Origin of the sequence: Paenibacillus sp. M-152 (assembly GCF_003856555.1) — a bacterium.
Classification (GTDB): domain Bacteria; phylum Bacillota; class Bacilli; order Paenibacillales; family Paenibacillaceae; genus Paenibacillus; species Paenibacillus polymyxa_C.
In genome coordinates this window covers 4051198-4077921 of sequence record NZ_CP034141.1, presented here as the reverse complement: position 1 = coordinate 4077921, position 26724 = coordinate 4051198, and the positions used below count along the sequence as shown (strand labels likewise).

At 45.1% G+C, this 26724-nt stretch carries 22 protein-coding genes; 18 read left to right on the top strand and 4 right to left on the bottom strand.

What is annotated here, in order from left to right; genetic code table 11:
* Nucleotides 1-86 precede the first annotated feature (86 nt).
* The 4 genes from EGM68_RS17710 (at nucleotide 87) to EGM68_RS17695 (ending at nucleotide 2980) form a co-directional block, all read left to right on the top strand.
* A complete protein-coding gene (locus EGM68_RS17710; protein WP_129549683.1) occupies nucleotides 87-710 on the top strand; it encodes a class I SAM-dependent methyltransferase in 624 nt (207 codons plus the stop codon).
* 137 nt (nucleotides 711-847) lie between these two features.
* Nucleotides 848-1216, top strand: a complete 369-nt coding sequence (locus EGM68_RS17705; protein WP_129549682.1) for a hypothetical protein — start codon at nucleotides 848-850, stop codon at nucleotides 1214-1216.
* A 91-nt stretch (nucleotides 1217-1307) separates the two neighbouring features.
* Entirely contained in the window at nucleotides 1308-1907 is a 600-nt protein-coding gene (locus EGM68_RS17700) for a YdeI/OmpD-associated family protein (protein ID WP_129549681.1), read from the top strand.
* Nucleotides 1908-1975: 68 nt separating this feature from the next.
* Nucleotides 1976-2980 (top strand): phosphotransferase enzyme family protein, encoded by a 1005-nt coding sequence (locus tag EGM68_RS17695; RefSeq protein ID WP_129549680.1) that lies wholly within the window; start codon nucleotides 1976-1978, stop codon nucleotides 2978-2980.
* Nucleotides 2981-3120: 140 nt separating this feature from the next.
* Here the strand turns inward: EGM68_RS17695 and EGM68_RS17690 are convergent, their stop codons facing one another.
* Nucleotides 3121-3984: a sulfurtransferase gene (locus EGM68_RS17690; RefSeq protein WP_129549679.1), complete on the bottom strand. Its 864-nt coding sequence runs from the start codon at nucleotides 3982-3984 to the stop codon at nucleotides 3121-3123.
* 74 nt (nucleotides 3985-4058) lie between these two features.
* Nucleotides 4059-5003, bottom strand: a complete 945-nt coding sequence (locus EGM68_RS17685) for a DMT family transporter (protein ID WP_013372277.1) — start codon at nucleotides 5001-5003, stop codon at nucleotides 4059-4061.
* A 233-nt stretch (nucleotides 5004-5236) separates the two neighbouring features.
* On the opposite strand from EGM68_RS17685, the gene EGM68_RS17680 reads away from it, so the two are divergent.
* From EGM68_RS17680 to EGM68_RS17650, 7 genes are all read left to right on the top strand, one after another.
* A complete protein-coding gene (locus tag EGM68_RS17680) occupies nucleotides 5237-6142 on the top strand; it encodes a DUF8580 domain-containing lipoprotein (RefSeq protein ID WP_129549678.1) in 906 nt (301 codons plus the stop codon).
* 212 nt (nucleotides 6143-6354) lie between these two features.
* Nucleotides 6355-7068: a 2,3,4,5-tetrahydropyridine-2,6-dicarboxylate N-acetyltransferase gene (dapD, locus tag EGM68_RS17675; RefSeq protein ID WP_129549677.1), complete on the top strand. Its 714-nt coding sequence runs from the start codon at nucleotides 6355-6357 to the stop codon at nucleotides 7066-7068.
* Nucleotides 7069-7250: 182 nt separating this feature from the next.
* Nucleotides 7251-8387, top strand: coding sequence for an N-acetyldiaminopimelate deacetylase (locus tag EGM68_RS17670; RefSeq protein ID WP_040103250.1), 1137 nt, complete (start codon nucleotides 7251-7253; stop codon nucleotides 8385-8387).
* Nucleotides 8388-8463: 76 nt separating this feature from the next.
* Nucleotides 8464-9573 (top strand): ABC transporter ATP-binding protein, encoded by a 1110-nt coding sequence (locus EGM68_RS17665; protein WP_013372271.1) that lies wholly within the window; start codon nucleotides 8464-8466, stop codon nucleotides 9571-9573.
* The gene (locus EGM68_RS17660) at nucleotides 9563-10375 is read left to right on the top strand and encodes an ABC transporter permease (protein ID WP_013372270.1); all 813 of its coding nucleotides are present in this window, start codon (nucleotides 9563-9565) and stop codon (nucleotides 10373-10375) included. Before EGM68_RS17665 ends, EGM68_RS17660 begins: the two co-directional genes overlap by 11 nt.
* Nucleotides 10365-11186, top strand: coding sequence for an ABC transporter permease (locus EGM68_RS17655; protein ID WP_129549676.1), 822 nt, complete (start codon nucleotides 10365-10367; stop codon nucleotides 11184-11186). The genes EGM68_RS17660 and EGM68_RS17655 overlap by 11 nt, the downstream gene beginning before the upstream one ends.
* Nucleotides 11183-12256 carry an ABC transporter substrate-binding protein gene (locus tag EGM68_RS17650; protein ID WP_013372268.1) on the top strand — a complete coding sequence of 358 codons (1074 nt, stop codon included), beginning with the start codon at nucleotides 11183-11185 and terminating at the stop codon, nucleotides 12254-12256. The genes EGM68_RS17655 and EGM68_RS17650 overlap by 4 nt, the downstream gene beginning before the upstream one ends.
* Nucleotides 12257-12762: 506 nt before the next feature.
* Here the strand turns inward: EGM68_RS17650 and EGM68_RS17645 are convergent.
* Nucleotides 12763-13926 carry an aminotransferase A gene (locus EGM68_RS17645; protein WP_090738684.1) on the bottom strand — a complete coding sequence of 388 codons (1164 nt, stop codon included), beginning with the start codon at nucleotides 13924-13926 and terminating at the stop codon, nucleotides 12763-12765.
* Nucleotides 13927-14376: 450 nt separating this feature from the next.
* Between EGM68_RS17645 and EGM68_RS17640 the strand changes: the two genes are divergently transcribed.
* From EGM68_RS17640 to EGM68_RS17625, 4 genes are all read left to right on the top strand, one after another.
* On the top strand, nucleotides 14377-14778 hold the full coding sequence (locus tag EGM68_RS17640) for a VOC family protein (protein ID WP_090738685.1): 402 nt from the start codon (nucleotides 14377-14379) through the stop codon (nucleotides 14776-14778).
* A 109-nt stretch (nucleotides 14779-14887) separates the two neighbouring features.
* On the top strand, nucleotides 14888-15418 hold the full coding sequence (locus EGM68_RS17635) for a GNAT family N-acetyltransferase (protein ID WP_013372265.1): 531 nt from the start codon (nucleotides 14888-14890) through the stop codon (nucleotides 15416-15418).
* Nucleotides 15419-15616: 198 nt separating this feature from the next.
* Entirely contained in the window at nucleotides 15617-17026 is a 1410-nt protein-coding gene (gene aspA / locus EGM68_RS17630; protein ID WP_013372264.1) for an aspartate ammonia-lyase, read from the top strand.
* A gap of 167 nt (nucleotides 17027-17193) precedes the next feature.
* Nucleotides 17194-17790: a restriction endonuclease gene (locus EGM68_RS17625; protein ID WP_090738686.1), complete on the top strand. Its 597-nt coding sequence runs from the start codon at nucleotides 17194-17196 to the stop codon at nucleotides 17788-17790.
* An 89-nt stretch (nucleotides 17791-17879) separates the two neighbouring features.
* Here EGM68_RS17625 and EGM68_RS17620 read toward each other — a convergent pair whose 3' ends face one another.
* A complete protein-coding gene (locus EGM68_RS17620) occupies nucleotides 17880-21056 on the bottom strand; it encodes a bifunctional cytochrome P450/NADPH--P450 reductase (protein WP_090738687.1) in 3177 nt (1058 codons plus the stop codon).
* 296 nt (nucleotides 21057-21352) lie between these two features.
* Here EGM68_RS17620 and EGM68_RS17615 point away from each other — a divergent pair, with 296 nt between their 5' ends.
* From EGM68_RS17615 to EGM68_RS17605, 3 genes are all read left to right on the top strand, one after another.
* Nucleotides 21353-22357: a BMP family lipoprotein gene (locus EGM68_RS17615; protein ID WP_016324583.1), complete on the top strand. Its 1005-nt coding sequence runs from the start codon at nucleotides 21353-21355 to the stop codon at nucleotides 22355-22357.
* 27 nt (nucleotides 22358-22384) lie between these two features.
* A complete protein-coding gene (locus tag EGM68_RS17610; protein WP_090738688.1) occupies nucleotides 22385-24049 on the top strand; it encodes a methyl-accepting chemotaxis protein in 1665 nt (554 codons plus the stop codon).
* Nucleotides 24050-24258: 209 nt separating this feature from the next.
* Entirely contained in the window at nucleotides 24259-26700 is a 2442-nt protein-coding gene (locus EGM68_RS17605) for an AraC family transcriptional regulator (protein ID WP_129549675.1), read from the top strand.
* The last annotated feature ends 24 nt before the right edge of the window (nucleotides 26701-26724 follow it).

Genomic DNA, 26724 nt, shown 5'->3' with positions numbered 1-26724 from the left:
ATTTTATCTGGCATGATCAACATCATATAAGACAGATTGATGAGCTTAAAAGAAGAGCTATGTGAGTATATAGGCAGGTGAATAATATGAGAGATTATTGGAACAAAAGGTTTGCTGAAGAAGGAATGATTTGGGGTTGTGAACCAAGTCAAACTGTAACCCAAGCTATAGATTTGTTCAAAAAGAATAATGCACATAATATTTTGGTTCCTGGGGCTGGGTATGGGAGAAATACCAAGATGTTCTCTTCTTATTTTGAGGTTGATGGAATTGAGATATCTAGTTCAGCTATAAATCTAGCAAAAGAATGGGATTTAAAAACGAATTTTATTCAAGAATCGGTGTTAGAGTTTCGTATAAGCAAAAGGTATGACGGCATATATTGTTATGATTTATTACATTTATTTTTGTTAGAAGACCGAAAAAAACTGATACAGAATTGTGTGATGCATTTGAAGGAACAGGGAGTGATGTATTTTACGTGTTTTTCTGATCGCGATTTTAATAATGGTGTGGGTAGGAACGTTGAGGAAGGAACATATGAGTACAAGAAAGGGAAATATGCTCACTTCTTTACTGAAGAAAATTTAATAGAACATTTTAATGATTTGAATATATTAGAAATGGGTTCCATAAGAGAATGTCTGACACATACAGAAAAACAACAAGAATATGAATTAAGATATGTAGTTGTTCAAAATATTGGATAGCTATTGCGGGGAAGCAATTCAACAGATACATCAACCGCTTAACTGCCGCAAGTAACAGACGGACTATTAGTCCTAAAGCGCTGGGACATCATGAATACAGATCGTTATATGTAATTGGAAGCGAAGGGAATAAAAAAATGAGAATGCAAGACAAACCGATAGTAAGTGTTATAGGCTTGGGATTATTTAGTCTGTCACTAGTGGTGCACATTTGTTTTAAATCAATAAGAACAACGGATGATGTAGGGATGGGGATATTATTGTCTCTAGTAAATGCCATATTTCTAGTCTTTCCATTGCTATGGGGAGTATTGGGTGCGGTAGAATTCTCAAGAATAATGAGTTGGAGTGAGAAAATAAAAGAAAGAGAAGTGAACGAAGAAGTAGATTTAGATAAATACAAGAAAAAAATTAAGATATATCTATGTATAAACGTAATTTATTTATTGTTAGTTATATGTCAATTGGGTTATGTAATTTATAGGTGGGATGAGGTGAACATATAATAAATATAGCAATGTGATGGCTATTCTATAGATTTTCTGTAAATATATATACATAAACATTATGAGCAAAAACATTAAGGGGGGAGCAAACATGACAAAAAGAGAGGAAATGAATCCTAAGGTTGATGTGTATTTAGATAAAGTGAAAAAATGGCAGGCGGAAATGGAGAAGTTGAGAGCGATCATGCTTGGCTGCCAGCTAACCGAAGAATTGAAGTGGGGTAAACCATGTTACATGTTTCAGAATAGTAACATAGCTATAATACAAGGATTTAAAGAACACTGTGCGCTTATGTTTTTCAAAGGTGCTTTGTTAAAAGACCCCAATGGTATTCTAATCAAACCTGGGGAGGATACGCAGGCGGGGCGCCAGATACGGTTCACTAATGTTGAAGGAATTGTTGAGATGGAAGCCATCTTAAAGGACTATATTAATGAAGCCATTGAAGTGGAAAAAGCCGGGTTGAAAGTGGATTTCAAAAAGAATACAGAACTCATATTTCCTGAGGAATTTCAGGCTAAATTAGATGAAGATCCTGCCTTGAAAACTGCTTTTGCTGCATTGACGCCGGGACGACAAAGAGCATACGTTATGCATTTTTCTGCGCCCAAGCAATCTAAAACTCGGGAATCAAGGATTGAAAAATGTATGCAGGACATTCTCAATGGAAAGGGATTAAACGATCGATAGAGTCAGTTGATACCGGATCATATGCAGCTGGGTACATCGAATGAATAATGTTGAAGGGAGATATTCATTTGGATATTTTTCCGTTGGAGATATCTGTACTATCTGCAGATGCACTCCGTGAGTACATTTCAAGAGAATATTTTTCTTATGCCTTACTTAAATGCCGGTTATTTTATAGAGGCATACATGACATATATAGAGTTAATGCAGACGAAAAAGAGTATTTCTTTAAGGTATACCGTAAAGGAATAAGAAGCATGGAAGAAATACAAACAGAGGTAGATTTGCTCAATCACCTAAAATTATCAGACATTGAAATTACTACACCAGTTACAAGACATGATGGAAAATTTATTTCACAGTTTAACACTGCAAATGGGATAAGGTATGGAGTACTATATACGTCTGTTGGAAAACATGAGTTTAACCAAATTGAGGAAACAGCTGAATTAAACGAGAGACTAGGTAGTTATATTGCTACAATTCATAATGCTTGGGACAAATGTGAGCTTGGAAAAAAACGATGGAATCTAGATGCTGACTCATTTATAGATAATTCTATGGATGCTATAAGGCAGTTCTCAACCATTCATGATTTTGACCTGCATTTTTTAGAGGAAGTTGCAAAGAATGTGAGCGATAAACTAGAGTGTTTGACTGTTGAAAGACCGCAATATGGTATATGTCACGGCGACATATATAGTGGGAATATCCGAGTTGACGCTAACAGTAATCCTATCCTTTTTGATTTTGATTTCTGTGGAAATGGATGGAGAGCATATGACATATCTATGTATGCTTTCCCATTTGGCATGGGATGTGACGAAACAAAACTACAAAAGAGAGAGGAACGAAAATATCAATTCTTAAATGGATATAACAAGGTTAGAGTAATGAATCAAAGTGAAGTAGATTCTATTGCCCTCTTTATTCCCTTCAGAAGAATTTTTAATATTGGTACTCTATACATTTCTTATCTTCCAAATACTTGGGGAGACTCTGCTGTCATCAAAAATGTCGATGAAGATATTAAACTGCTTCAAAAGTGGTTGGAATTAAACCCTATATTTTAATTAGTACGATAAGTTAATGGTAACCATATTCGGAAATCAACCCAGAGCCCTTTGCAAAATTAAGCAAACACACTGCCATGAGTTCAATCGCTTAAGGCAGTGTGTTTGTCTTTAGAACCTGTATATCTGTTAAAAATGGATTATTCCTGTCCGGTCGCCACCGGATTTTCCTCATAGCTGATCCAATCGCTCCAGCTCCCCGGATAGAGTCTTACATTACTAAATCCTGCCTCATTCAAAGCCAGAACATTCGGACAGGCGGATACGCCTGATCCGCAATATACGATGATCTCAGCGTTCTGATCAAGGTCTGAGAAATGCTGTTTTAACTGCTCTGCGTTTTTAAATGACCCCTTTTCATCCAAGACCTCTTTCCAGAAGAAATTCACTGCACCGGGAATATGCCCTGCTGCTTGATCTATGGGCTCTTCCAGCCCCAGGTAGCGCGGACGCTCTCTGGAGTCGATCAATATAGGTGAAAAACCGATATAGGAGCCAACAGGAACAGAAGTTTCGGATATACGTTGTACTTCTTTCATACTTGTGAGCATTTGTGGCTGAACATTTGGCACAAAGGTTGAGGGAATGCGAATCGGCTGGTCTGCCGTAACGGGGAACTTCGCTTCCTTCCAAGCGTTGTAGCCTTCTTCCAGTACGTACACCTGTTCATGCCCAAGATAGCGCAGGAGCCACCAGAAGCGGGAGGCCATCATGCCCCCTTGGTCATCATAAGCAACGATGCGTGAAGCTGCATTGATTCCGGCACGGCTCAGACGTGCAGCAAGTGTATCCAAGTCAGGTAATGGATGGCGACCACCATGCTCGCCTAGAGGAGCGGTAAGGTCTTCCTCCAAATCGAAGTGAACCGCCCCTGGGATATGGTCTTCATTAAATTCGTTTCGTCCAGCTCCGGCTTGTCCAAGCAGGGAACGGCAGTCGGCAATGATTATGTCAGGTTCGTACAATCGGGCCAGCAACCAGCGTTTGGATACGATGGATTTCATAGAGGATTCCGCCTTCCTTTTTTTAGAAGTAAATTTAATCCATTGAGTATGGTTTATGAAAATGGGGTAATAAGCTAAGAGCTAGCCTTCAGGGAGCGCTCATTGTCGGGTATTTCACTTTCATGGACAACTTGCTTTTTAAAATCTGTTCCGTATCGGATAAAAACCCATACCCCGAACAGGATAAAAAAGCCTGCACCAAATTGTAAGGTAGACAGCCTTTCCCCGAGCAGCACCCAAGCCAGCAGGGAGGAAATAACGGGCTCACCGAGTACCGCCATCGACACCGCGGTGGCGTTAATGTATTTGAGTAGCCAGTTAAACAGATAGTGTCCGAACAGTGTAGGCACAATGGCAAGCAGCAGGAACAGTCCCCATTCGCGTGGGGCATATCCAGTAAAAGGTATGGCATTGACCACATTATACAGCGCAAGCGATGTGGCTGCGATGATAAAAACCCAAAAATTATAGACAAAAGCGCTCAAATGCTCGCGTAGATGCTTGCCCATCAGCATATGGATGGACACGGCTACCATACCCAAGAAGGACAGCGCATCTCCGAGCAGAGCTTGTCCTGAGACATGAAAATCTCCTGCACCGATAGCCAGTGAGCCGACAAAGGCCATGCCCATTCCAAAGAGCATAGCGCGATTTGTGCCTGTCCGGAAAAACAAAAAAGAACCGAGCATGACAAGGATCGGTTCCAATGTCATAATAACAGTAGAGCTTGCAACGGTGGTCAGTCGCAGCGAGCCCATCCACAGCAAGAAATGCAGCCCTAGCGCGATACCGGACCAGAGGATCATCATCCACTGCTTGCGAGTGAGGCTGAATAGCTCGGTGCGGTATTTCCAGACCAATGGCAGCATCAGAAGATTGGTCAGGTACAAACGGTACATAGCGATGACGGACACCTCGGCTTCAGACCATCTGACGAAGATCGAGGAGAACGAAATAGCGATAATACCTATGATGTATAATAATTCAAAGGAAAACGACGGTTTGTGTGCTTGATTCATGTGGCAGCTCCATCCGTATGGAAGAAAATAAATACGTTAATATTCCTTCTAACGGTATCTCGAAAATGAGGTTTAATATAGCCCATTATACCGTACCTGGCATCCCCATGGTATTAGGATTTTGCAAAATCCTGAGAATATAATAAACGGGAGCGAGAGGAAAGGATTTTAAGTGAGATGCTGTATAGAACTTTTGCTGCACAAGCTCGTCTATCATCGTGGAGGTGGATTTTATGAAAAAACACAACACATTTTCAATCATACTACTGACTGTCGTTGCAGCGCTGTCTCTATCAGCCTGTGGTACGAAACCGCAAACCAATAACAATGCACCTCAAGGGGCAGACAAACCGCAAACGCAACAGCCGCAAGTCGCACCAGAGCCGGTCGCCGAGTCGCAGGTTAAAAAAGGCACAGGTGTATACAACGGAGCTGCTGACCCGCATACGGTAGAGATTGAAACCAATGGCGAAGCCCAATCCTTCCAACTGGGGGAAGGACTGGACACAGTAATTGCTGGACTTAAGGAAGGTGATCCAGTAGCGTTTGAATATACCGAAAAAGCAGTAGAGGGCGACGCGACAGCGAAGCAACTGACTTTAACGAAAATACAAAAGACAGAGGCTGCAACAGATAGCAATCAAAACGGAAGCTCTGGTCAACAAGTAGGCGGGGAACGCACGAAAACTCAAACTTTTGAGCTTACCCTTGAAGGGAAAAAGGAAAAGCAGACAGCAACTTTGGCAAAGGGAGAGGGCTATTCGTTGTATGTGTTTGATCCGATGTGCCTGTTTCCCGATCAAAACCGTGTCGCTTTAGCGGTAGATGATAACTACTACGCCGAAATTACGAAGCTGCCCTCCAACTTTAATTTAGATGAGCTTCAAAAAGATGGCGAGAAGGACCTGGCTTCCATAGGCAAGGTACAAAAGCTGGACAAAGCAGCCGTGCCTCAAGCGCTGACCAGCAGCCGTCTGTTCTTGCAAACGAACGGTTCGAAGATCACCCAACAATATATTGTTGTGGAAAATACTACGGGCGCTTTCAGCGTGAAAGTGAACATTCCACATGGTGAACCTGCTGAAGGATTCGAATCCTTCATTTATACATCGCTGGAGAGCCTGCAAGCTAATAAATAATCCTGTTTAAAATTAAGGTGGTCGCTGGCTTATAATCATGAATTTAAGGCAGTCAAACTGCTGAAAATTGTTGTTTTACGTACTGGATTAGCGATTCGAAGGTCTAATCTGTAATTGCGAGACCTGCACTTTTGTGCTATAAAGGATGAGAGAATAAGATCATTCCGGCTTGCGAAGTCGTATGAAGCGATGAAGGAGTTGTTAGATTTAATATGTCCATCGAAATGAATACACAAGAAGTCATCAACGTGATTAAAAACAGCAAGAAAAAGACGCCTGTTAAAGTATATGTAAAAGGGGCTTTGGCTTCCGCATCTTTTGGCGAGAATGTTCAAGCTTTTATTTCTGGAGACAGCGGTGTGGTATTTGGTGATTGGGCCGATATCAAGCCTATACTGGATAGCGCAAACGCGAAAGAAGAAGATTATGTGGTGGAAAATGACCGCCGTAACTCTGCTGTTCCAATGTTGGATCTGAAAGGCATTAATGCACGCATTGAGCCAGGCGCCTATATCCGCGATATGGTGGGCATTGGTAACAACGCCGTCATTATGATGGGCGCAGTGATTAACATTGGCGTTACGATTGGTGAAGGCACAATGATTGATATGAATGCTGTACTGGGCGGTCGTGTTAAAGTCGGCAACATGTGCCACATCGGTGCAGGCGTTGTCCTTGCAGGTGTCATTGAGCCACCGTCCGCACAGCCTGTTATCGTAGAAGACGAAGTATTGATCGGTGCGAACTCGGTTGTACTGGAAGGCGTACGCATTGGTAAAGGTGCAGTTGTTGCAGCCGGAGCGGTTGTAACTGAAGATGTGCCTCCATACTCCGTAGTAGCTGGTACACCTGCACGTGTAATCAAACAGGTCGATGACAAGACCAAATCCAAAACTGAGATTTTGAAAGAACTGCGCGTTCTGTAAGAAGGCAACGTTTTTTAGGTACCAAAGGTGAACGATTCCTTGTCAGGAGCATAATACACTGACAGCATAACATAGGGACGAAGCACAACGGACAAGGCTCGGCGGCTGCGCCGGGCTTTTGTCCTTTTATTCTTTTGCCCGATAAGAGCTGATGAGCTATAAAAAGGAGGCGTAGCAGCAAAATGAGCACAGCCGATGATCGTTCTTTTGTTCAAATACGAAGGGATCTGCATCAAATTCCCGAGCCAGGGTTTGAGGAATATAAAACACAACGATACTTGCTGAACTACTTGGAAACGCTCCCTCAGGAGCGGCTGGACATTCGTACATGGCGTACGGGCGTGTTAGTACTTATTCATGGAACGGCTCCTGAGCACCGCTATGGATATCGTTGTGATATGGATGGTTTACCGATTGAGGAAGAGACGGGTTACGATTTCCGTTCGACCCATCCCGGCTACATGCATGCTTGTGGTCACGACTTACATATGACGATTGGATTAGGAATTGTTACACACTTTGCGAGTCATCCGATTAAGGATGATCTGGTCGTGTTGTTTCAACCAGCTGAGGAAGGACCTGGTGGAGCCTTGCCTATGCGGGACAGCACGGAGCTGGCCGACTGGATGCCGGATGAAATTGTCGCATTGCATGTTGCACCAGAATATCCTGTAGGCACCATAGCCACTCGCCCGGGCATCCTATTTGCCAATACATCGGAACTTTTCATCGATCTCAAGGGTACGGGGGGGCATGCGGCGTATCCACACAAGGCGAATGATATGGTAGTGGCTGCTTGTCAGCTGGTGGGACAATTACAAACGGTGGTAGCCCGTAATGTGAATCCACTGGATGCAGCGGTCATTACGGTTGGTAAGGTTAGCGGAGGCACGAAGCAGAATATTATCGCGGAAACCGCTCGTTTGGAAGGTACGATCCGAACGTTGTCTGCCGATACGATGACGCTGGTTAAATCGCGGATTGAGGCGCTGGTGCGCGGTGTGGAAGCTGGATTTGAATGCCAAGCGAAGATTCATTATGGCTCCAATTATTTGCAAGTATACAATGAAGCCAAGGTGACTGAGGAATTCATGAAATGGGTTAGTAATCGGCAGGATGTGCAGCTTGTTGAATGCGGAGAAGCGATGACCGGAGAGGACTTCGGGTATTTTCTGGAACGAATTCCTGGCCTGATGTTCTGGCTTGGCGTGGATACGCCTTATGGCTTGCACCATGCCAAGCTGGAGCCTGCAGAGGAAGCCATCGAGGTAGCTATCCGTGTGTTGACAGACTATTTTACATGGAAGTCACAAGGGTGAATGATACGGTCTGAATAATTATGTTTAATGAAGAGAATGTGGTGGAATGAAGTCGAATTTTTTGAAGGAGGGTGTTATGGGAGAGCAAACCATCATCCGATTTGAACGGGTGACCAAACAATATGACAACGATCCCCCAGTGCTGGCGGATGTCAGCTTTGAGATTGAGCGTGGCAAATTTTATACACTGCTGGGTCCTTCCGGCTGTGGTAAAACGACGATTCTGCGTATGATTGCAGGTTTTGCAGAGCCGACAGAGGGCTCTATTTATTTGAATGGAAAACTCATTAATCGTGTTCCAGCCAACGAGCGGCAGGTCAATACGGTTTTTCAGGATTATGCGCTATTTCCACATCTGAATGTGTTTGAAAATGTCGCTTTTGGTCTGCGGATTAAAAAGATGAACAAAAAGGACATTCAGGAGAAGGTGACACAGGCGTTGTCCTTTGTCAATCTGGAAGGCTACGGCGAACGGGAAATTTCTGAAATGTCCGGGGGACAGCGTCAGCGTGTAGCTATTGCACGGGCTATCGTCAATGAGCCTGATGTTCTCTTGCTGGATGAACCATTGTCGGCACTGGATTTAAAGCTGCGGACAGAAATGCAGTATATTTTGCGTGAAATGCAGCAGCGACTTGGAATCACTTTTATATTTGTTACGCATGATCAGGAGGAAGCACTGGCCATGTCAGACGAAATTTTTGTCATGAACAAGGGCAAGATCGAGCAGAGTGGGACGCCAAATGATATCTATGATGAGCCGATTAATCGGTTTGTTGCTGATTTTATCGGCGAATCTAATATTGTTCCTGGACGTATGATCGCGGATTACCAAGTGGAATTCAACGGTCGACAGTTTGAATGTGTCGACGGAGGATTGCGTCCGAACGAACCTATTGAAATTGTAATTCGGCCAGAGGACTTGGAGATTACCAGTGTTGCTGAAGGCAAGTTGCGTGTTCAGGTGGATACCCAATTGTTCCGTGGAGTTCACTATGAAATAAGCTGCTATGATGATTCAGGACAGGAATGGCTGGTGCATTCTACCAAAAAGGCGGAGCTGGGCAGTGAAATCGGTCTGCGATTCGACCCGGAAGCCATTCATGTCATGCGGTTCGGGGAAACAGAGGAAGAATTCGATCGGCGTCTGGAAGCCTATGAAGAGGTGGATCAGCATGTCCGGTAATACAAGAGCAGCGTATCTGCTGCCTTACTATTTATGGATTGTGCTGTTCGTGGCAGCTCCAGTTGTACTTGTATTTTACTATTCACTGTTTGATGTGGATGGTCATCTCACATTCAGCAACTACGCTCAGTTTCTGACACCTGTTTATTTAAGCATGACGCTTAGCTCGTTTTGGTATGCATTTCTGATCACTGTATTTTCACTGCTCGTGGCGTATCCGGCGGCATATTTGCTTACTCGCACCAAGCATAAGCAACTGTGGCTGTTGCTCATTATTTTGCCGACCTGGATTAACCTGTTGCTCAAAACGTATGCTTTTATCGGGATTTTCGGGACTTATGGTCCGGTAAATGCGGTATTAGGCATGGTTGGGTTGGGCGGTCAGCAAATATTGTTTACCAGCTCCAGTTTTGTGTTTGTATCTGTTTATATTTTTGTGCCTTTTATGATTTTGCCCATCTATAATGCGTTGGAAGGTTTGAATCCTTCACTGCTGGACGCAGCCCGTGATTTGGGGGCCTCCAAATGGACCGCGTTTCGCAGGGTTATTTTCCCGTTAACACTTTCGGGTGTGCGGTCTGGTTGTATGGCTGTGTTTATTCCAGCTTTGTCGCTGTTTATGATTACCCGTCTGATTGCAGGTAACCGTGTAATTACGCTGGGGACGGCGATAGAGCAGCATTTTCTAGTTACTCAGGACTGGGGTATGGGCTCAACAGTGGCTGTGTTCCTGATTTTGGCGATGGCGATCATTATGCTGCTCACCTCGCGAACGAAACGGAGGGTGCGGCATGGTAAATAAAAACCGATTCGGGAATATATATTTGGTGATTGTTTTTCTCGTGTTGTATGCGCCTATCTTGTATTTGATGTACTATTCCTTCAACAGCGGCGGGACCATGCACGAGTTTGAAGGCTTTACACTTCAATATTACAAAGAGGTGTTTGCAGACACCCGCTTGATCATTATTGTTATTAACACCTTAGTAATCGCTTTGCTGTCGTCTGCGTTGGCTACGATTATTGGTATCATGGGTGCGCTGGCTATTCATCAGATGCAGAACCGTCGAGTCAAAAATACGTTGTTGTCGCTCAACAATGTACTGATCGTGAACCCGGACGTCATTATTGGCGCTTCCTTCCTCATTTTGTTCACGATGGTTGGCATTAAGCTGGGTTTTTACTCTGTTTTGTTATCCCATATTGCGTTTAGTGTGCCGATTGCGGTCATTATGATTTTGCCGCGCCTTCAGGAAATGAGCCCATCCCTGGTGGACGCTGCGCGTGATTTGGGTGCCAGCCGGCTGGATGTGCTAACCAAGGTGATTTTGCCCTTTATCAAGCCAGGGATTTATGCAGGCTTTTTTATGGCGTTAACGTACTCGCTGGATGATTTTGCGGTGACCTTTTTTGTGACAGGCAGTGGCTATTCGACCTTATCGGTGGAAATATACTCACGGGCCCGTCAAGGGGTTTCCTTGTCCATCAATGCGCTGTCCACGCTCATATTCCTGTTTACTGTGCTGCTGGTGGTGGGCTATTACTTTATTATGCGCAAGGCGAATCGTAATGGTAAAAAAGAGCCTGTGGCGGAAATGGGGGTGCCTAGATGAAGTCGCTTGTACGCGTGTTTCTGTCCATTTTCATTATCTCGTTTGGTCTGATGGGCGTGGCAGCCTGGTTGAACTCCAGTCAAGGCTACTCCGGTGGTAACACACTGACGGTGTACAACTGGGGAGACTACATTGATCCTGAGCTGCTGGAACGGTTTCAGAAGGAGACGGGGATTACCGTCATTTATCAGACATTTGATTCCAATGAGGCGATGCTGACGAAAATCGAGCAGGGAGGAACTTCGTTTGATGTAGCGGTTCCCTCGGAATACGCTTTGGCTAAAATGAAGCAGGAGCACTTGTTGCTCCCGTTGGACCATAGCAAGCTACCGAATTTGAAGCATGTAGATTCTCATTATCTAAACCTTTCGTTTGACCCAAATAACCAATATTCGGTTCCGTATTTTTGGGGTACAGTCGGGATTGTGTTTAACCCGGAGCTGACCAAAGGCATTGATTTTCATAGCTGGGATGGCCTGTGGGACCCGAAGTTGCGTAATAACCTGTTGCTGGTTGATGGAGCTAGGGAGATTATGGGCATGTCGCTGAACAGTCTCCACTATTCCTTGAATGATACAAACAAGGCGCATTTGCAGCAAGCTTTGACGAAGCTGGAAAAGCTAGCACCTAATGTCAAGGCTGTGGTTGGCGACGAGATTAAAATGCTGCTAGCCAACGAGGAAGCTGCTGCTGGAGTTGTATGGTCCGGTGATGCGTCCGAAATCATGGATCAAAACGATAAGCTGGATTACGTCGTGCCAGATGAAGGGTCCAACCTGTGGTTTGATAATATAGTTATTCCAAAAACGGCTACCCATGTGGATGCGGCTCATAAATTTATCAATTTTATGATGCAGCCCGATGTAGCCGCTCAAAATGCTGAATTTGTGGGTTATTCCACACCAAACAAGGATGCAAAGAAATTGCTGCCTGAAGATATTTCTGGCGATGAGCGGTTCTATCCTCCATCTGAAATTACAGATAAGCTTGAAGTATACGATAACCTAGGCAAGCGAATGCTCGCTCATTATAACGAATTGTTCCTGCAATTCAAAATGCATTTAAAGTAGGAGAACGGCGTGTGGATTACGAGGTGGTGCTTTAAAGGCCGCTGCGGAGGCGGATGGTGCTTACCATCGCTGTTAAATTCCGATTTTTATGATTACCGCATAAAGGTGAAAATCGGAATTTAAAGGCGCCGCTTCGCTTGTCCAGCACCATTCCACCTCCTTCGCTGTGCCGTGCTTAAAGCAACGTACCCCTGAATCCCACGCCGACGGTGAGGGAGTAGTGAAAGCAAACAGGCCCTTGAACCACCCGTGTAGGTGATTCAAGGGCCTGTTTTTTTACCCAACGGGCGATACGGTGGGTATTTTTTACCCTGCGTCTCCCGCATATGTTAGCGGAATGAGGGACTTTAAGGCGGGTAGTGAGCGAAGCAGGCCATTTGAATCTGTAGAAGCGGCAGCGTTCGCCTTTGCTGTGGGATTCATACCTATAAGCGTTTATACAATTAAAGAATCCCCCAGCAACAGCGATCGGAAGATCAAATGGACTGCGTAGCGCCTCTCCCACCTTAACTCCTCACAATTCCCCTAACAAACCTCTCTATTTTATCCAACCCTTGCTCCAGTACATCCTGTCCGTAAGCGTAAGATAAGCGAATATAACCTTCGCCATAGGAAGAAAAAGCATCTCCCGGCACGACGGCTACTCCTTGCTCTTCCAGCAGCTTCAAGGTGAAGTCCATTGAGCTTAATCCAAAATGGGCGATGGAAGGGAAAAGATAGAATGCTCCCTCAGGCTTCTCCAGCGGAATCCCCATATCTGTCAGTCTTCCGTGTACATAGTCACGGCGTTTGCGGTACTCTTCGCGCATCGGAAGTGCATCATCCACCCCAACGGTCAGGGCTTCCAGTGCTGCATATTGGCTAATTGAGCTAGCACAGGTCACGTTGTACTGATGTACTTTGACCATGTGCTGTGTAATTTCAGCGGGTGCAAGTGTAAAACCAATGCGCCATCCTGTCATGGAATGTGATTTGGACAGTCCGTTAATGACGATGGTACGCTCCCGCATACCTGGAAGAGCTGCAATAGATACGTGCGGTGTATCGTAAATCAGTTCGCTGTATATTTCATCTGAAATGATAAACAGATCGCGTTCCTTAAGTAAATCCGCGACTGCTTCCAGTTCTTGGTGACTCATCACCCGTCCGGTTGGATTCGAAGGATAGCCGAGAATGACTGCTTTTGTCCGCTCAGTCAGATAAGGCTTCAGTACCTCTGCCGTTAGCTTGAATCCGCTGTTGCGGGTGTCAGCCAACACTGGAATGCCACCTGACAAACGGATCAATGGCTCATAACCTGGGTAAATCGGCACAGGTAGAACAACTTCGTCTCCCGGTGACAAAATTGTGCGCAGGGTAATATCCAGCGCTTCACTGGCTCCGTTCGTCACGATAACCTCATCTTGTCCACGGTAATTCAGGCCGTATTTGCGGGCTACAAACGCTGCTGCAGCTTCTCGTAATTCCGGCAGTCCCGGATTAGGTGTATAAGTGGTTCGGCCTTCATCAATCGCCCGATGGGCAGCTTCCATAATATGCGCAGGGGTAGGGAAATCCGGCTGCCCAATCGTTAATGACAGAGTTCCGGGTAATGCGGCAACTTTGTTGGCGATTTTGCGGATGCCGCTGATTTGAATATTTTTGACCTGGTCGTTAAGCAAATGCTCCATAGCGTGTGTGCCACCTTTTTCTGTATTAGAACAAGTTTACAATAATATGATCTGATTATGCTACGGCAAGAAGAATTCATTTTACATATTTAAGGTACTAAATTGGCTAATTTGTGGTATCTTAATTATAGGATAAGTTTGTAAGCGTAATCATACGGAGAATGGGGAGGGAGTAGCTTCAATATTCAAGAGTTGGATGATCAAGTGGATCAGGATGAAAAAACATCTGAAGTCATTTTGATGTACTAGCCTTTCATGGTGTAAAGCTAGGAGATAAGGTAAGCATTGGTAGTTCGGTGAAAAACACACGGAAAGAGCGTAGGCAAGCAAGCTAATTGACTTATCGACCATAGAACTATATAAATGTCAGATTGGTTGACTTTGTGAGATAGTTAAGTTATCTTTTGTGGAGAAGTCGTATGATAAAGTAGAAGGAAGAGGTGAAGCGTCGTGGGAGTAACAGCTAAACAAATCTTTGTGAATTTACCAGTTAAAAACCTGCAACACTCCATTGATTTTTTCACTACCATCGGATTTGAATTCAACGCTCAGTTCACGGATGAACATGCAACCTGCATGGTTGTTAGTGAGCATATTTTTGTCATGCTATTGGTTGAAGAACGTTTTAAAGCATTCACTACAAAGGAAATTTCAGATGCCACGAAAAGCACAGAAGCGATTGTTGCTCTTTCGGTGGAGAGCCGAGAAAAGGTAGACGAGATCGTCCGCAAAGCTTTGGAAGCAGGCGGCAAACCCTCAAATGGGCCTCAAGATCATGGTTTTATGTATGGATGGAGCTTTCAGGATTTGGATGGTCATCTGTGGGAGTTCTTTTATATGGCAGAGCAGTAATAGAAGTAAGGGTGATTAAGTAAACGAAGTATGATGGGAAGTAATCTGTCCTAAAAAGATAGTTTACTTTCTTTCTTGCATGTTATCGAACTCATCAGGAGGAATTACAATGTCTAACGAAGTGAGAATATACCCTGTTCAAGTGCTCAGCGAAACATTGTCAGATTCACTAAGCAGGCTGTTGATTGACGTGGTTGCTGATGGTGCATCTATAGGTTTCTTACCACCCCTAGGGTATCAGGAGGCAGCAGCTTATTGGAACAGTGTGCTTGAGGACGGTGTAGTACTGTGGATTGCCGAGAAGGACGGAGTACCTGTTGGGACAGTTCAGCTTCAGTTAGCCCAAAAAGCAAACGCTACACATCGTGCGGAAATTGCAAAGCTTATGGTGCATCCGTCTGGACGCAGGCTTGGGATCGCACGACAGTTAATGAAGGCAGCCGAAGAAGAGGCAGTGCGTCAGAATAGAACTCTACTGGTACTGGATACGCGAGTGGGAGATCCTTCTAATAGATTATACGAGTCGATCGGGTTTGTGGAAGCTGGTGTTATTCCGAACTACGCTCAATCAGCCGATGGTCAGCTGCACGCCACTCGATATTATTATAAGCCTTTAAATCTGTATTCCAGTTATAGCTGAGCATTTGCCGAATAACCGTGGTATTTACGGGTAATCATAACTTGTCATAGGATTACATAACCTTTTTCCGCGTTTATTCGACTGGTAAAGCACGGGAATTGGAACATATAATGAAGAGGAGATCAGAAAAGGTCTTTTTTGTCATTTGACTGTACTGAATTGAAGAACGTAGCAAACACAGCGGAGGAATCAAAGAATATGAGGCTGGAGCATGATTTTTTAGGAACCAAGGAAGTGCCGTCAGATGCTTATTACGGTGTACAAACTCTAAGAGCAAAAGAAAACTTTCCAATTACAGGCCAACGATTGCATCCTGAGTTGATTAAAGCCATGGCGATTGTAAAAAAGGGAGCAGCGACGGTAAACATGGAACTAACCCGTCTACATCGCTCCAAAGCAGAGGCCATTATTCAGGCTGCTGACGAGATTATTCAAGGACAGTTGCATGATCATTTTATCGTCGATCCGATTCAGGGCGGCGCAGGCACGTCCATTAATATGAATACAAATGAAGTGATTGCGAACCGTGCGCTGGAGCTGATCGGCAAGCAGCGAGGAGACTATCAGGAAATCAGTCCTAATAATCACGTTAATATGGCGCAATCGACAAACGATGCTTTTCCTACGGCTGTACATTTGGCTGTATTAAGTATGATTGATAAGCTGCTAGTCACCATGAGTGAGCTTCAGGAAGCATTTTCCCGCAAGGCCAATGAGTTTGATAGTGTGATCAAAATGGGTAGAACCCACTTGCAGGATGCAGTACCGATCCGATTAGGGCAGGAGTTTCAGGCTTATGCGCGTGTACTGGGCCGTGATATCGGACGCGTCCGTGCGACCAAGGAGCACCTGCTAACGATTAATATGGGTGCAACAGCGGTGGGTACTGGCTTGAACGCAGACCGCCGCTATATTCAGCGTGTCGCTGAGGTACTGGCTGAGGTCAGTGGCTTTCCTGTGGAAGCAGATGAACATCTCGTAGATGCCACACAAAATACGGATGCCTATACTGAAGTGTCTGCTGCCTTAAAGATTTGTATGATGAATATGTCCAAGGTGGCTAATGACATCCGCTTGATGGCTTCTGGACCTCGTGCTGGTCTGGGAGAATTGAGTCTGCCTGCTCGTCAGCCAGGATCATCCATTATGCCGGGCAAGGTAAATCCAGTCATGTGTGAAGTCATTAACCAAATTGCTTTTCAGGTCATTGGTAATGATCATACAATCTGCTTGGCTTCGGAGGCGGGCCAACTGGAGCTGAACGTGATGGAGCCTGTACTTGTCTATAATTTGCTGCAATCGCTGGAAATTATGAAGCAAGGCTTCCACGTTTTCCGTGTTCATTGTGTGGAAGGAATTGAAGCAAATGTGGAACGGTGCCGTGAATATGTAGAGAACAGCGTAGGTATTATTACAGCGCTCAATCCGCACCTCGGATATGAGGTGGTATCACGCATTGCCCGCGAAGCAATTACGACTGGCAAATCGGTACGTGAGCTGTGTCTGCTATATAATGTACTGACTGAGGAAGAATTAGACATTATATTGGACCCGTACCAGATGACTCAGCCTGGTATTGCAGGAGAATCTTTGCTGAATCGTGAATAATATTGCGGAGTTTAGAATGTAGGCAACTTTGAGATAAAATGAAGGCAGCCCTGTCGAATTCGGCGGGGTTGCTTTTGTGTAAAACTGTGTCAGTGTGATAGGTGGTAACGGTAAGCCTACTAAGGAATATACCGCTTGCATACCTGCTGTAGAAAAGGGGAAGAGGAATGCTGCTGGAGCAATTATCGGCATATAAGGAATTAGGAATAGGACTTATTGTATTACTATTACTGCTTGTGCTCACCATCAGGGGGATGATACGTGGTCGTCGGAATCGGATTTTACGAGATCTGGACCCGCGTAAAATTGGAATTCAGGATATAGATCGTATGGAGGACGGCTCGGAATTTGAGCTTTATTTGCAGCGGTTATTATCCTCACTTGGCTATAAGGACATTTATAAAACAACTAGCAGCCGCGATTTTGGAGCAGATCTGGTATTTACAGACCGAGAAGGCGCCAGAGTCGTAATTCAGGCCAAGCGTTATGCTGTACAACATCCAGTCGGCTTGGGGGCTGTACAGGAAATTTACACTTCTATGCGTTATTATGCGGCCGATAAGTCTGTTGTCATCACCTCCGGACGTTACACGGAATCCTGTAAAACACTTGCTGCTGTCAACGGGGTTAAATTATTGGACCGCAATGATTTGGTGGATATGATTGACCTGTTTAAAGCCAAACGTCGTGAGGAGGTCATGGAACGTATAGAAAGTAAAACCGACGTGGTCGCCTCCAAATGGTGGAGCAAGAGCAAATCATAAAAGGGACTGAACTACTAGCCAACGAGATCGATGCCTGGTAGTCAGTCCCTTTTATTTTTTACATGATGGATCTTTATATACCGTTATCATCAGATACCTGTCCAGACATCCTTGGCATAGCGTTTTTCCTGTTGGAGATGATCCAACCATTGCTGCGCTTCTTCTTTACTTGTATGGTGTATATCCGCGTAAGCCGCACAGAGCGTGTTTTCAACGTCGGGGGCCATCCGGCTACCATCACCGCATACATACAGATGCGCTCCTTCATCAAGCAAGTGAATCAGAGTGTCTGCCCCTTCATTCATAACGTGCTGTACATACCTTTTAGGTTGACCAGGCAGACGTGAAAAGGCTGTATGAACCGTAACGATTCCTTCCTGCTCCCAGGTTTGCAGCTCTTGCTTGTATAGATAATCGAGCTTTGGATCACGGCAGCCATAGTATAAATGAGCCTCGCCGAGCTGTTCTCCTCTCTCCTTAAGCACATGGCGTGTTTGGAGAAATCCGCGGAATGGGGCAACGCCAGTACCCGGACCGACCATGATGACAGGAACGGTCGGGTCTTCCGGCAAACGGAAGCCAGACTGAGGCTTTCGCACAAAAATGACAACCGGATCATCTGGTTGGAGCTGTGCCAAATAATTGGAGGCAATACCGAGGTATTCGCCCTGTCCGCTACGGGCTGGTCCACGCACAACGCTCACAGTTATACTCGCTGAATTCTCCGATTCAAGCGGAGAACTGGAGATGGAGTAGTATCTAGGCTTGAGTGGTGGTAACAGTGAGATGAAATTTTCAAATGGCAGCTCACAGGCTGGATACTTCTCCAGAATATCTAGCATCGTGACACGCTTCTTTCGTATCTCTTGATCAAAGGTGGTATCCTCTAGCAAAGCTTCGATTTCTTTCTTGTGCGGGGGACACACTGTAAAGGATGCTAGTTGCCGTAGCTGGGCTCTGGTCGCCGGTTCTTGCAGTTCCACACTGAGAGTGAGCAAATCTCCTACACTGACAGGCCGATCTAAGGGGAGATGTGCCGCATCCCGGTCACTGCCTCTCAATACGATGTAGTTTTGATCCTGTAACTTAAAGTGTTGCATTACCCTATTCACCAGCAAAGCAGGATTACGCGGCAAAACACCCAGATGATCACCCTCGCGATAGGACATTCCGCTTGGTAATTGGATCTCCAGATGCCGAGTACTGCGTTCACTTTCAGCAGCGTGCAGTTCACGATTCACAGTAACAACGGCAGTAGCTGCCTCATAGTTGGCCGCCAGAGGAGCGCTAAGTACGTCGCTTACAAACTCTATGCTCAGACTGCTGGTGTCCTGTGGTTCTGTATCACTGTGCTCTATCCCGAAAGCATTCAGCAATTCCGGCCATAAGCCGTGGTTCCAGACTTCCCAATCCTTCTCGAAGTCACCACTAGCGTCGCCCTCGCCGCGATCATACAGTCGTTTTGCCCCTTTGGCAGCCATCAGTTCATCGATCATCCTTGGAATACGCTGATATGTGCTGGCCCAATTCCGGTCACCGCAACCAAAGACAGCGTAGCTTATGCCTGCCAATTGTCCCTCATCTACCTTCTTCAACCATTCTACGAAGGCATCAGCATTATCCGGCGGATGCCCGTTATAAGATGCGGTCGTAATAAGTACCACGCCTTCTTTAGGCAAATGGTCCACATGATCATTCAGAGTTGCTATGCTGCTGTTGAAACCCCATTTCCGACCTAAATCGGCTAGTTCACCTGCAAGTCCCTCAGCTGTACCCAGATTCGAGCCGTATAAAGACAACAAAGAAGTATCATGCTTTTCGGCATGGGGGGCTGCAACTTTTTGTTCCTCCTTTTCATGAAGTTCTTGAGCGGCACCTGGCAACATGATGGTAGTCTGTGTGCTGCGCGGACGTACTTGAATGGTGAAGCCTTCCGGCTTGAGCGTGAGCGTTTCTTTGACTTTCAACTCATAATGAGTATGATCAATCAGCTCAAAATGTTTCAGTACCATCCCCAGCACAAGGGTGGCCTCCTGTAAGGCGAACTGTTGTCCAATACAGGCTCGTTGACCGTTGCCAAAGGGTTTGTAGGCATCTTGCGGAATGGCGGAAGGGTCCTCGAAGCGTTCCGGTCGAAATTCCTCAACATCTTCGCCCCAAGCCTCGGTATCACGGTGCAGTTTCGGGATGAGTACATTGACGCTGTCGCCTTTTTTAAGCGGATAGGTTCCGTCGAGCAGTGTATCTTCTTTGGCAAAGAGAGAGAAGGCGGGCGCTGTCGGCCATAGCCGCAGGGCTTCATTCAGTATCATCCTTATGTACTTGAGCTCACGCACCTGAGTATAGGAAGGCAGCGAATCGGTCAGCACGCGATCTACTTCTTCATAGGCTTTAGTTAGCGTTCGTGGATTTTTAAGCAAATAGTAAATGGCAAAGGATAAAAGCCCACTGGTCGTTTCATGACCGGCGATGAGAAAGGTGATGATCTGATAACGGATATTTTCATCATCCAGCGTTTCACCTGTTTCCGGGTCCTTGCCTTCCAGCATACGTGCCAGTAAATCCTCTTCACCTTGGTTGCCCACGGTTTTGCGTTCTTGAATAATGCTGTCCACTAGAGAGAACATCGTTTCGCTGTCGTGTTTAAACTGTTTTTTCTTCGATAACATCAACCTGTTTTGCAAATTGAGGCGTTGCAACTGACCCATTGCTTCATCCAGTGCGCGTGTCATACTGGTCACGAACGGATGGGGCTGGTCGCGGTAAAAGCTGTTAAAACGATAATTAAAGCCGCATAATCCGATGGTATCCAAAGTCAGCCGGGTCATATCTTCCGGTACCTCTACACTTTCATCTGGATTGAGCCGAGACCATTTCTGTACCAGCTGAACAGCAAGATCAAGCATCATATTGTGGTAACCCTTCATAGCCCGCTGACTGAAGCTTGGTAGCAATATTTGGTGGGCCTTGCGCCAGTTCGGTTCCTCAGTCCAGCTTGTGAATAGTCCGTCTCCGGCAAAAGCTCGTACTTTTTGTAAGGGAGCCCACACCTGTTTGTCGAAACGGGATTCATCACAAGCATCTGCGACCAGCTTATGACCGGAAATATAAATGTTCGTTCCTTCAGGCAGATCCATGCGAAAGATGGGACCGTGCTCATTAGCAAGCTTAACCAGAGACTGGACAGGGGCATGTGTATCGATCAAGGGCAGATTTCCTAAGGGACCATATGTTTTAGGCTGCGGAATTGAATTTGTTGAAGTCATTCTAAATGTAGCTCCTTTCAGTTTCAACATAGAGTGATGGTTTCAGTTTCAAAATACCTAGGTTTTTCAATGGAAATTACACTTTAATCTTTCGAGATAAACGGAGATAAATGAATTTAGACAGTTCGTATAATAAAAACAATGAAAAATATACATTTTTTACATAATAAACAAAGACATCACACTTATCACACTTCTATTAACAATGAATTTACAGAAATTCTTATGAAAAAATATGCTTTTATAACCGATATAAAGATGTTGGGGATTTGCATTTTATGTTGAGGTGATATGTCATGAAGAAACGAGCTCTATTATTAACTTTTAGGTGGATTCCCATTGTCACGATCTTTGCATTATTGCTAAGTGCATGTGGGCAATCAGACGTACAAACCAAGGCCGAACCCATTAAGGTGGGAATCGTACTGTCAGATATTGGTCTGGGTGACCAATCTTACAGCGACGCGGCTTTTCGAGGTTTAGTCAAGGCACGGGATGAGGGGAAGATTGTTTTTGAATACCGGGAAATAACTGAGACCAAGACGTATGATGCTGCTTTTAATCAGCTTGTTCAAGAAAAAGCAGATTTAATCATTGGGTTGGGTTATATGGTGAAGGACAGTTTGGAGGCCGTTGCCAAAAAGAATCCAGACCGTAAATTTTTAATCGTGGATGAAACATCGGAATTGCCGAATGTGGCCTCCATTACGTTCAAAGCAGAAGAGGGCAGTTTTATGGCCGGAGTTGTTGCCGGGTTGACGAGTCGTACGGAACAGGTGGGTTTTCTTGGAGGTGCGGAATCTCCTCTGCTGAAAAAGTTTGAAATTGGGTATCGTGCAGGGGTGCAATCAGTCAAACCTAATGCGAAAGTTACGGCAACGTATGCAGGAGATTTTGGCAAGCCGGAGCTGGGTACGAAAATTGCAGATGACATGATCAACCAGAATCAGATTGATGTCATTTTTGCAGCAGCAGGGCTAACCGGTGTAGGTGCATTACAGGAAGCGCAGAAGCAGCATAAATTCGCCATCGGGGTCGATAGCGACCAGTTTTTTATTGCGGAAAAAGCGGTAGTGACCTCAATGATTAAAAATGTAGACACTGCAATTTATACAGTAGTCAAAGGCTTTGCAGATCATCAAAGAAAATTTACGGAGAAGGATATGGTGTTTGGACTTGCGGAAGAAGGTATAGGCTTGGCGCCTATTCGTGTCGTGACACTGAATCCGGATCAGCAAAAGGTGATGGATGATTTAATGGAAAAAATCAAATCCGGCACACTTACTGTACCCACCCAATAAATTTTCGCAAACGGAGGATGAATACTGATGAAACTGCAAGGTAAACTGGTGCTTAACGCGATGATTTCCCTGATCGCTTGCCTGGCTTTAGTAGCTTATATCATTTTTGAATTGTTACGTATTAACGCTCAAAGCAGTAATCTTGTTCCAGCTATGTTGAATGTACAGCAGCTTAATGCCTATTTGATTCAGTCGGGGCAGGCGCTGCAAAATTATTCTACTTCCATGACGGAGAGCAACAAAGCCGATGTGCAAAATCAGCTAACTCAGTCTGAAAAAACGATTACTTTGCTTTCACAGGGCATGATGCAGACCGAAGCACAGCAAAAGCGACTGGATACGATTAAAACAAAATTTAACCAATTGAAAGCAGCAACGGAAAAAGCGATGAGTGCTCAGAACAGCCCAGAATCCAAACGAGAGGCCATGCGTGCCCAGGGGATTCAGAACGATGTATTTATGCTGGATCTACTGACCAAGGCGCGTTACGACCAATACACAGAAGAGTTGACCAAGAGTATTCGTTTTACTTGGCAATTAGCCTTGACAGGCGCAGTTCTACTTCTAGTGGCGGTTGGGCTATATAATACATATACCTCCAGGCAGCTTGCCCTTAGAACCCGCAAGTTAACGGATGCAGCGAAGCAAATTGCCGAGGGGAATTTAACCGTTCAACTTCCTCAAACAAAGGGCCGAGATGAACTGGACGAGCTCAATGAATCTTTCCGTGTTATGATTGGGAACTTGCGCAGCATTGTACTCTCCATTGATCAGGCGGGGAATCGTGTCGATCTGATGGCTCGGGATATTGATCAGCACAATGAGGCCATGAAGGAAATTGTGACACAAGTCAGCACATCAACAGAGGAACTTGCGATAGGTAGTCAGAAAATTGCTGAGGACCTGTCATCGACGGTTGGCGTGGTGGATGATATGCATCAGAAGTTTGAATCAAATCTGCTGGAGACCACGCAATCCACCGCGTATAGTGAGGATGCTTTGCGTGTCATTGAGCAGGGTGCGCGTGTCATGAGTGATCAAATGCGAATCGTTGCGGAGAATCGTTCAGCAATGTCCGAAGTGGAGCAAACAGTCAGAGAGCTGGAGTCTAATGCAGCCGAGATCACAACTATGACTGGTTATGTATCTGAAATTGCCAGCCAGACGTCACTCTTATCCTTGAATGCGTCGATTGAGGCTGCACGTGCGGGTGAAGCGGGAAAAGGCTTTGCTGTTGTTGCCAATGAAGTGAAAAAGCTGGCGAGTCAATCTGAATCTGCTGTAAAGAAAATTTATACCGCTGTTGAGGGGATCAAGCAGGCTATGGATAAGGTGAAGGCTTCTGTGGAGCAAAGTCAGGAGCTGTTCCGCGAGCAGGAGAAGGCAACCTCCTCCACCGGAGAATCGTTTAGAGAGATTAGTGGCAAAGTCCAGCAAATTGCCGGCCAAGTCAGCAAGTTATCCATAGACATGAATGTATCGCGAGAACTGAGTGTACAGGTGCAGCAAGCTATTGAGAATATTAGCGCAATCACTCAGCAGTCCGCCGCAGGCAGTGAAGAGATTACGGCTTCCACGGTGGAGCAGAAGCGTTCCTTCGAGGAATCGGCTGAGAAGGTAAAGGAGCTTCGCCAGATTCGCGAGGAGATGCAGCGGGAACTGAATCGTTTTCAGGTGGAAAAGACGAGCTGACACTGTAATACGAATACCTATGCTGCTGACCAATGAAGGCAGGCAGCACGTAAGAAGAAGTTCTACCTTGTACAGGGAGACTTCTTCTTTTCTTTTTATTTTTAATGATGTGACTTCTGTTAAGTTTAATTTGTAAAGGCAGGAAATTCCACTTCATGCGTCAAATAGATGTAGAGGTAATATGTCATCTAATATAGAGTAAGAGGAAGATGGACAACGTAGTCCGGAAGGATGAAGTTACAGGAATGTTGCGACTTAAGCTTCGATTGATACTGAAAAATAAGCAGACAAGACTGATCCTGCTGCTCACGCTGTGCGTGTCGCTCGTGATAAGCGTGATCGGCTTGCTATCGTATTCAAGATACCGTGAAGGTTTGGATACCGAGCTGAACACACCTAATATAGAATTGTTGCAAATCAATCTGGATGTGACCAATCGGGCTTTCCGTGAGTCGGATAACAAGGCGCTGGATGCGGCTTATCATCCGGATGTAGAGTCTTTTATACGTATTCATACGGACGGAAAGTCGGTATCCAACAAAGCTTCCGTTATAGATCGGCTTCAGAAATATTTGAAAACCCTTTCTTCGAGCGAAGAAATTTATTCGGTTGAAGTCATTTCTTTGGACAATCATGCTCTCATCTCCAGCAATTATGGTTATTTGCCCGATTGGAACCAGGCACCGGATACAACCTGGGTTCCCTGGATTCAGAACATTCAAAAAAAGCCGCTACTGATTAAGCGAAGATGGTATGGCACGGATCAACAGCATGGCATGATAGAACTGCTCTCGCTGGCTAGGCCTATAGTAGAGAATGGACAGGTCATGGGTGCAGTGTTAATCAATCTGGATTACGACCGTTTTTTCTCCAAACTGTATATTCATTTATCCAACTCGCAATACGTCTATGATCTGGAGGGCGAGCTGATCTATCCCAAGCTGAGATCGTCCTTACCCTTAAATGAGATGGGCAGGGTTTTGAAAGAGCTGGATGTGAATCCTTACGCTTATGTAGAAATTGGAGATATGGAATATATGGCGAACCAGACATTCTCCGATGTCACAGGCTGGCGTCTAGTATCACTCGTGCCGATGGACAAGCTGCTGAAAAATGTAAAGCTGGCGCGCAATATGATGCTATGGCTGGCCTTGATCTCTATCCTGGCTGGGTGCTCAGCGGTTTACTATTACAGTTATGCCGCTTTTCGCCCCATGAAAAAAATTAATAGCCTCTTGAATTCAGGCAATAAGGGAACACGCCAGGGAGGATTGTATGATCTGGAACCTGTGATTAGCAAGTTGGTTGGAGAATTTCAACGCAAATCATTGGTGGTAGAGCGAAGCTTGCCGGAGCTGCGTTCCAAATATATAGAAGATGTCATCCAGCGTAGAATGGGTGTACAGGAAATGCGTACGAAATGGGAACAGTATTTTTCCGATTGGGACTGTAATTCTTTGGTTGTTATAATCGTGTCGATTGATCGGTATTCTACGTGGACCGCAAGCTTTCCAGAAGAGGACAAAATGCTGCTCAAATATGCGCTGAACAATATTTTGCTGGAGATGCTTGAGCCTCAGTGGAAAGCAGTCAGTGCGCCGGAGGAGGAGAATGGTCTGGTTGTCCTGCTGCAGCTCAGGGAGAGTGTATATGAAGTTGGAGCAGAGGGAGCAGCCAAAGAGAGAACATGGCTTCGTAAGAGCGTTGACAGGCTAATTCAGGTTGTTGGGGAGTATCTTCCCATGACTATTTCGGTAGGAATCGGCCATAAAGTCACAGATATTCAAGAGGTACGGGCGTCTTTTATACAAGGAAAAGAGGCGCTTAATTTACGTTTATACGAGGGGTATGGACGTTCACATATGAATATGAGCAGCAACATAAATGTGAAATGGGATTGCATAGGGGATGTGCAATCACAGGATCAGGCTCAGGATGCAAGATTACTGGACCATCGGCGTGTGGATCTGATTCGTGCTGTGGAGTCACAGGAGCCTGGTGCAAGTGCAAAGCTAGTCAGCCAGTGGGTAGAAGAACTTCGACACTATAGGACATCTCCAAACCAAGTCTACCTATTTGTTCATGAACTGCTGGAAGATTTGCTAAAATGGTGTGCCACTCAGAGTGTGACACCGCCAGATCAGCTCGCTGATTATCATTGGAATCAGATTCTGACGCTAGACCTTCAAGACATTGAGCTTTTGCTGGCCATTATGTTGAATGATATTGAAGAAAAATGGCATGGACGCCAACAGTCCAAAGATTTTGTACGCGTACAAGAGATGATCGACTATATGGAAAACTATCTGCATTTGAACATCGGGCTTCAGGAAATTGCGGATCATGTTCACATGAGCGTGTCCTCGGTGAGCAGTATGTTCAAGGAGGAAACGGGGAGTACCGTTTACGATTATTTGACTGGATTACGTGTCAAAAAGGCATGCATATTGCTATGTGAAACGCATTTGAAAATTGGTGAAATTGCAGAACAGGTCGGGTACCGAAATGAGAACAGCTTTATTCGTGTATTCCGCAAGTATAAACAAGTGACCCCAGGGAAATTCAGACAAATCAACAAATCTTCTAATGACTATGCAGATCGGTCAAAAGATCGGCGCTTTGGTGAAATCGAAGATAAATACGAGGATTAGGCGATAGATGTGGACCTCCACGGT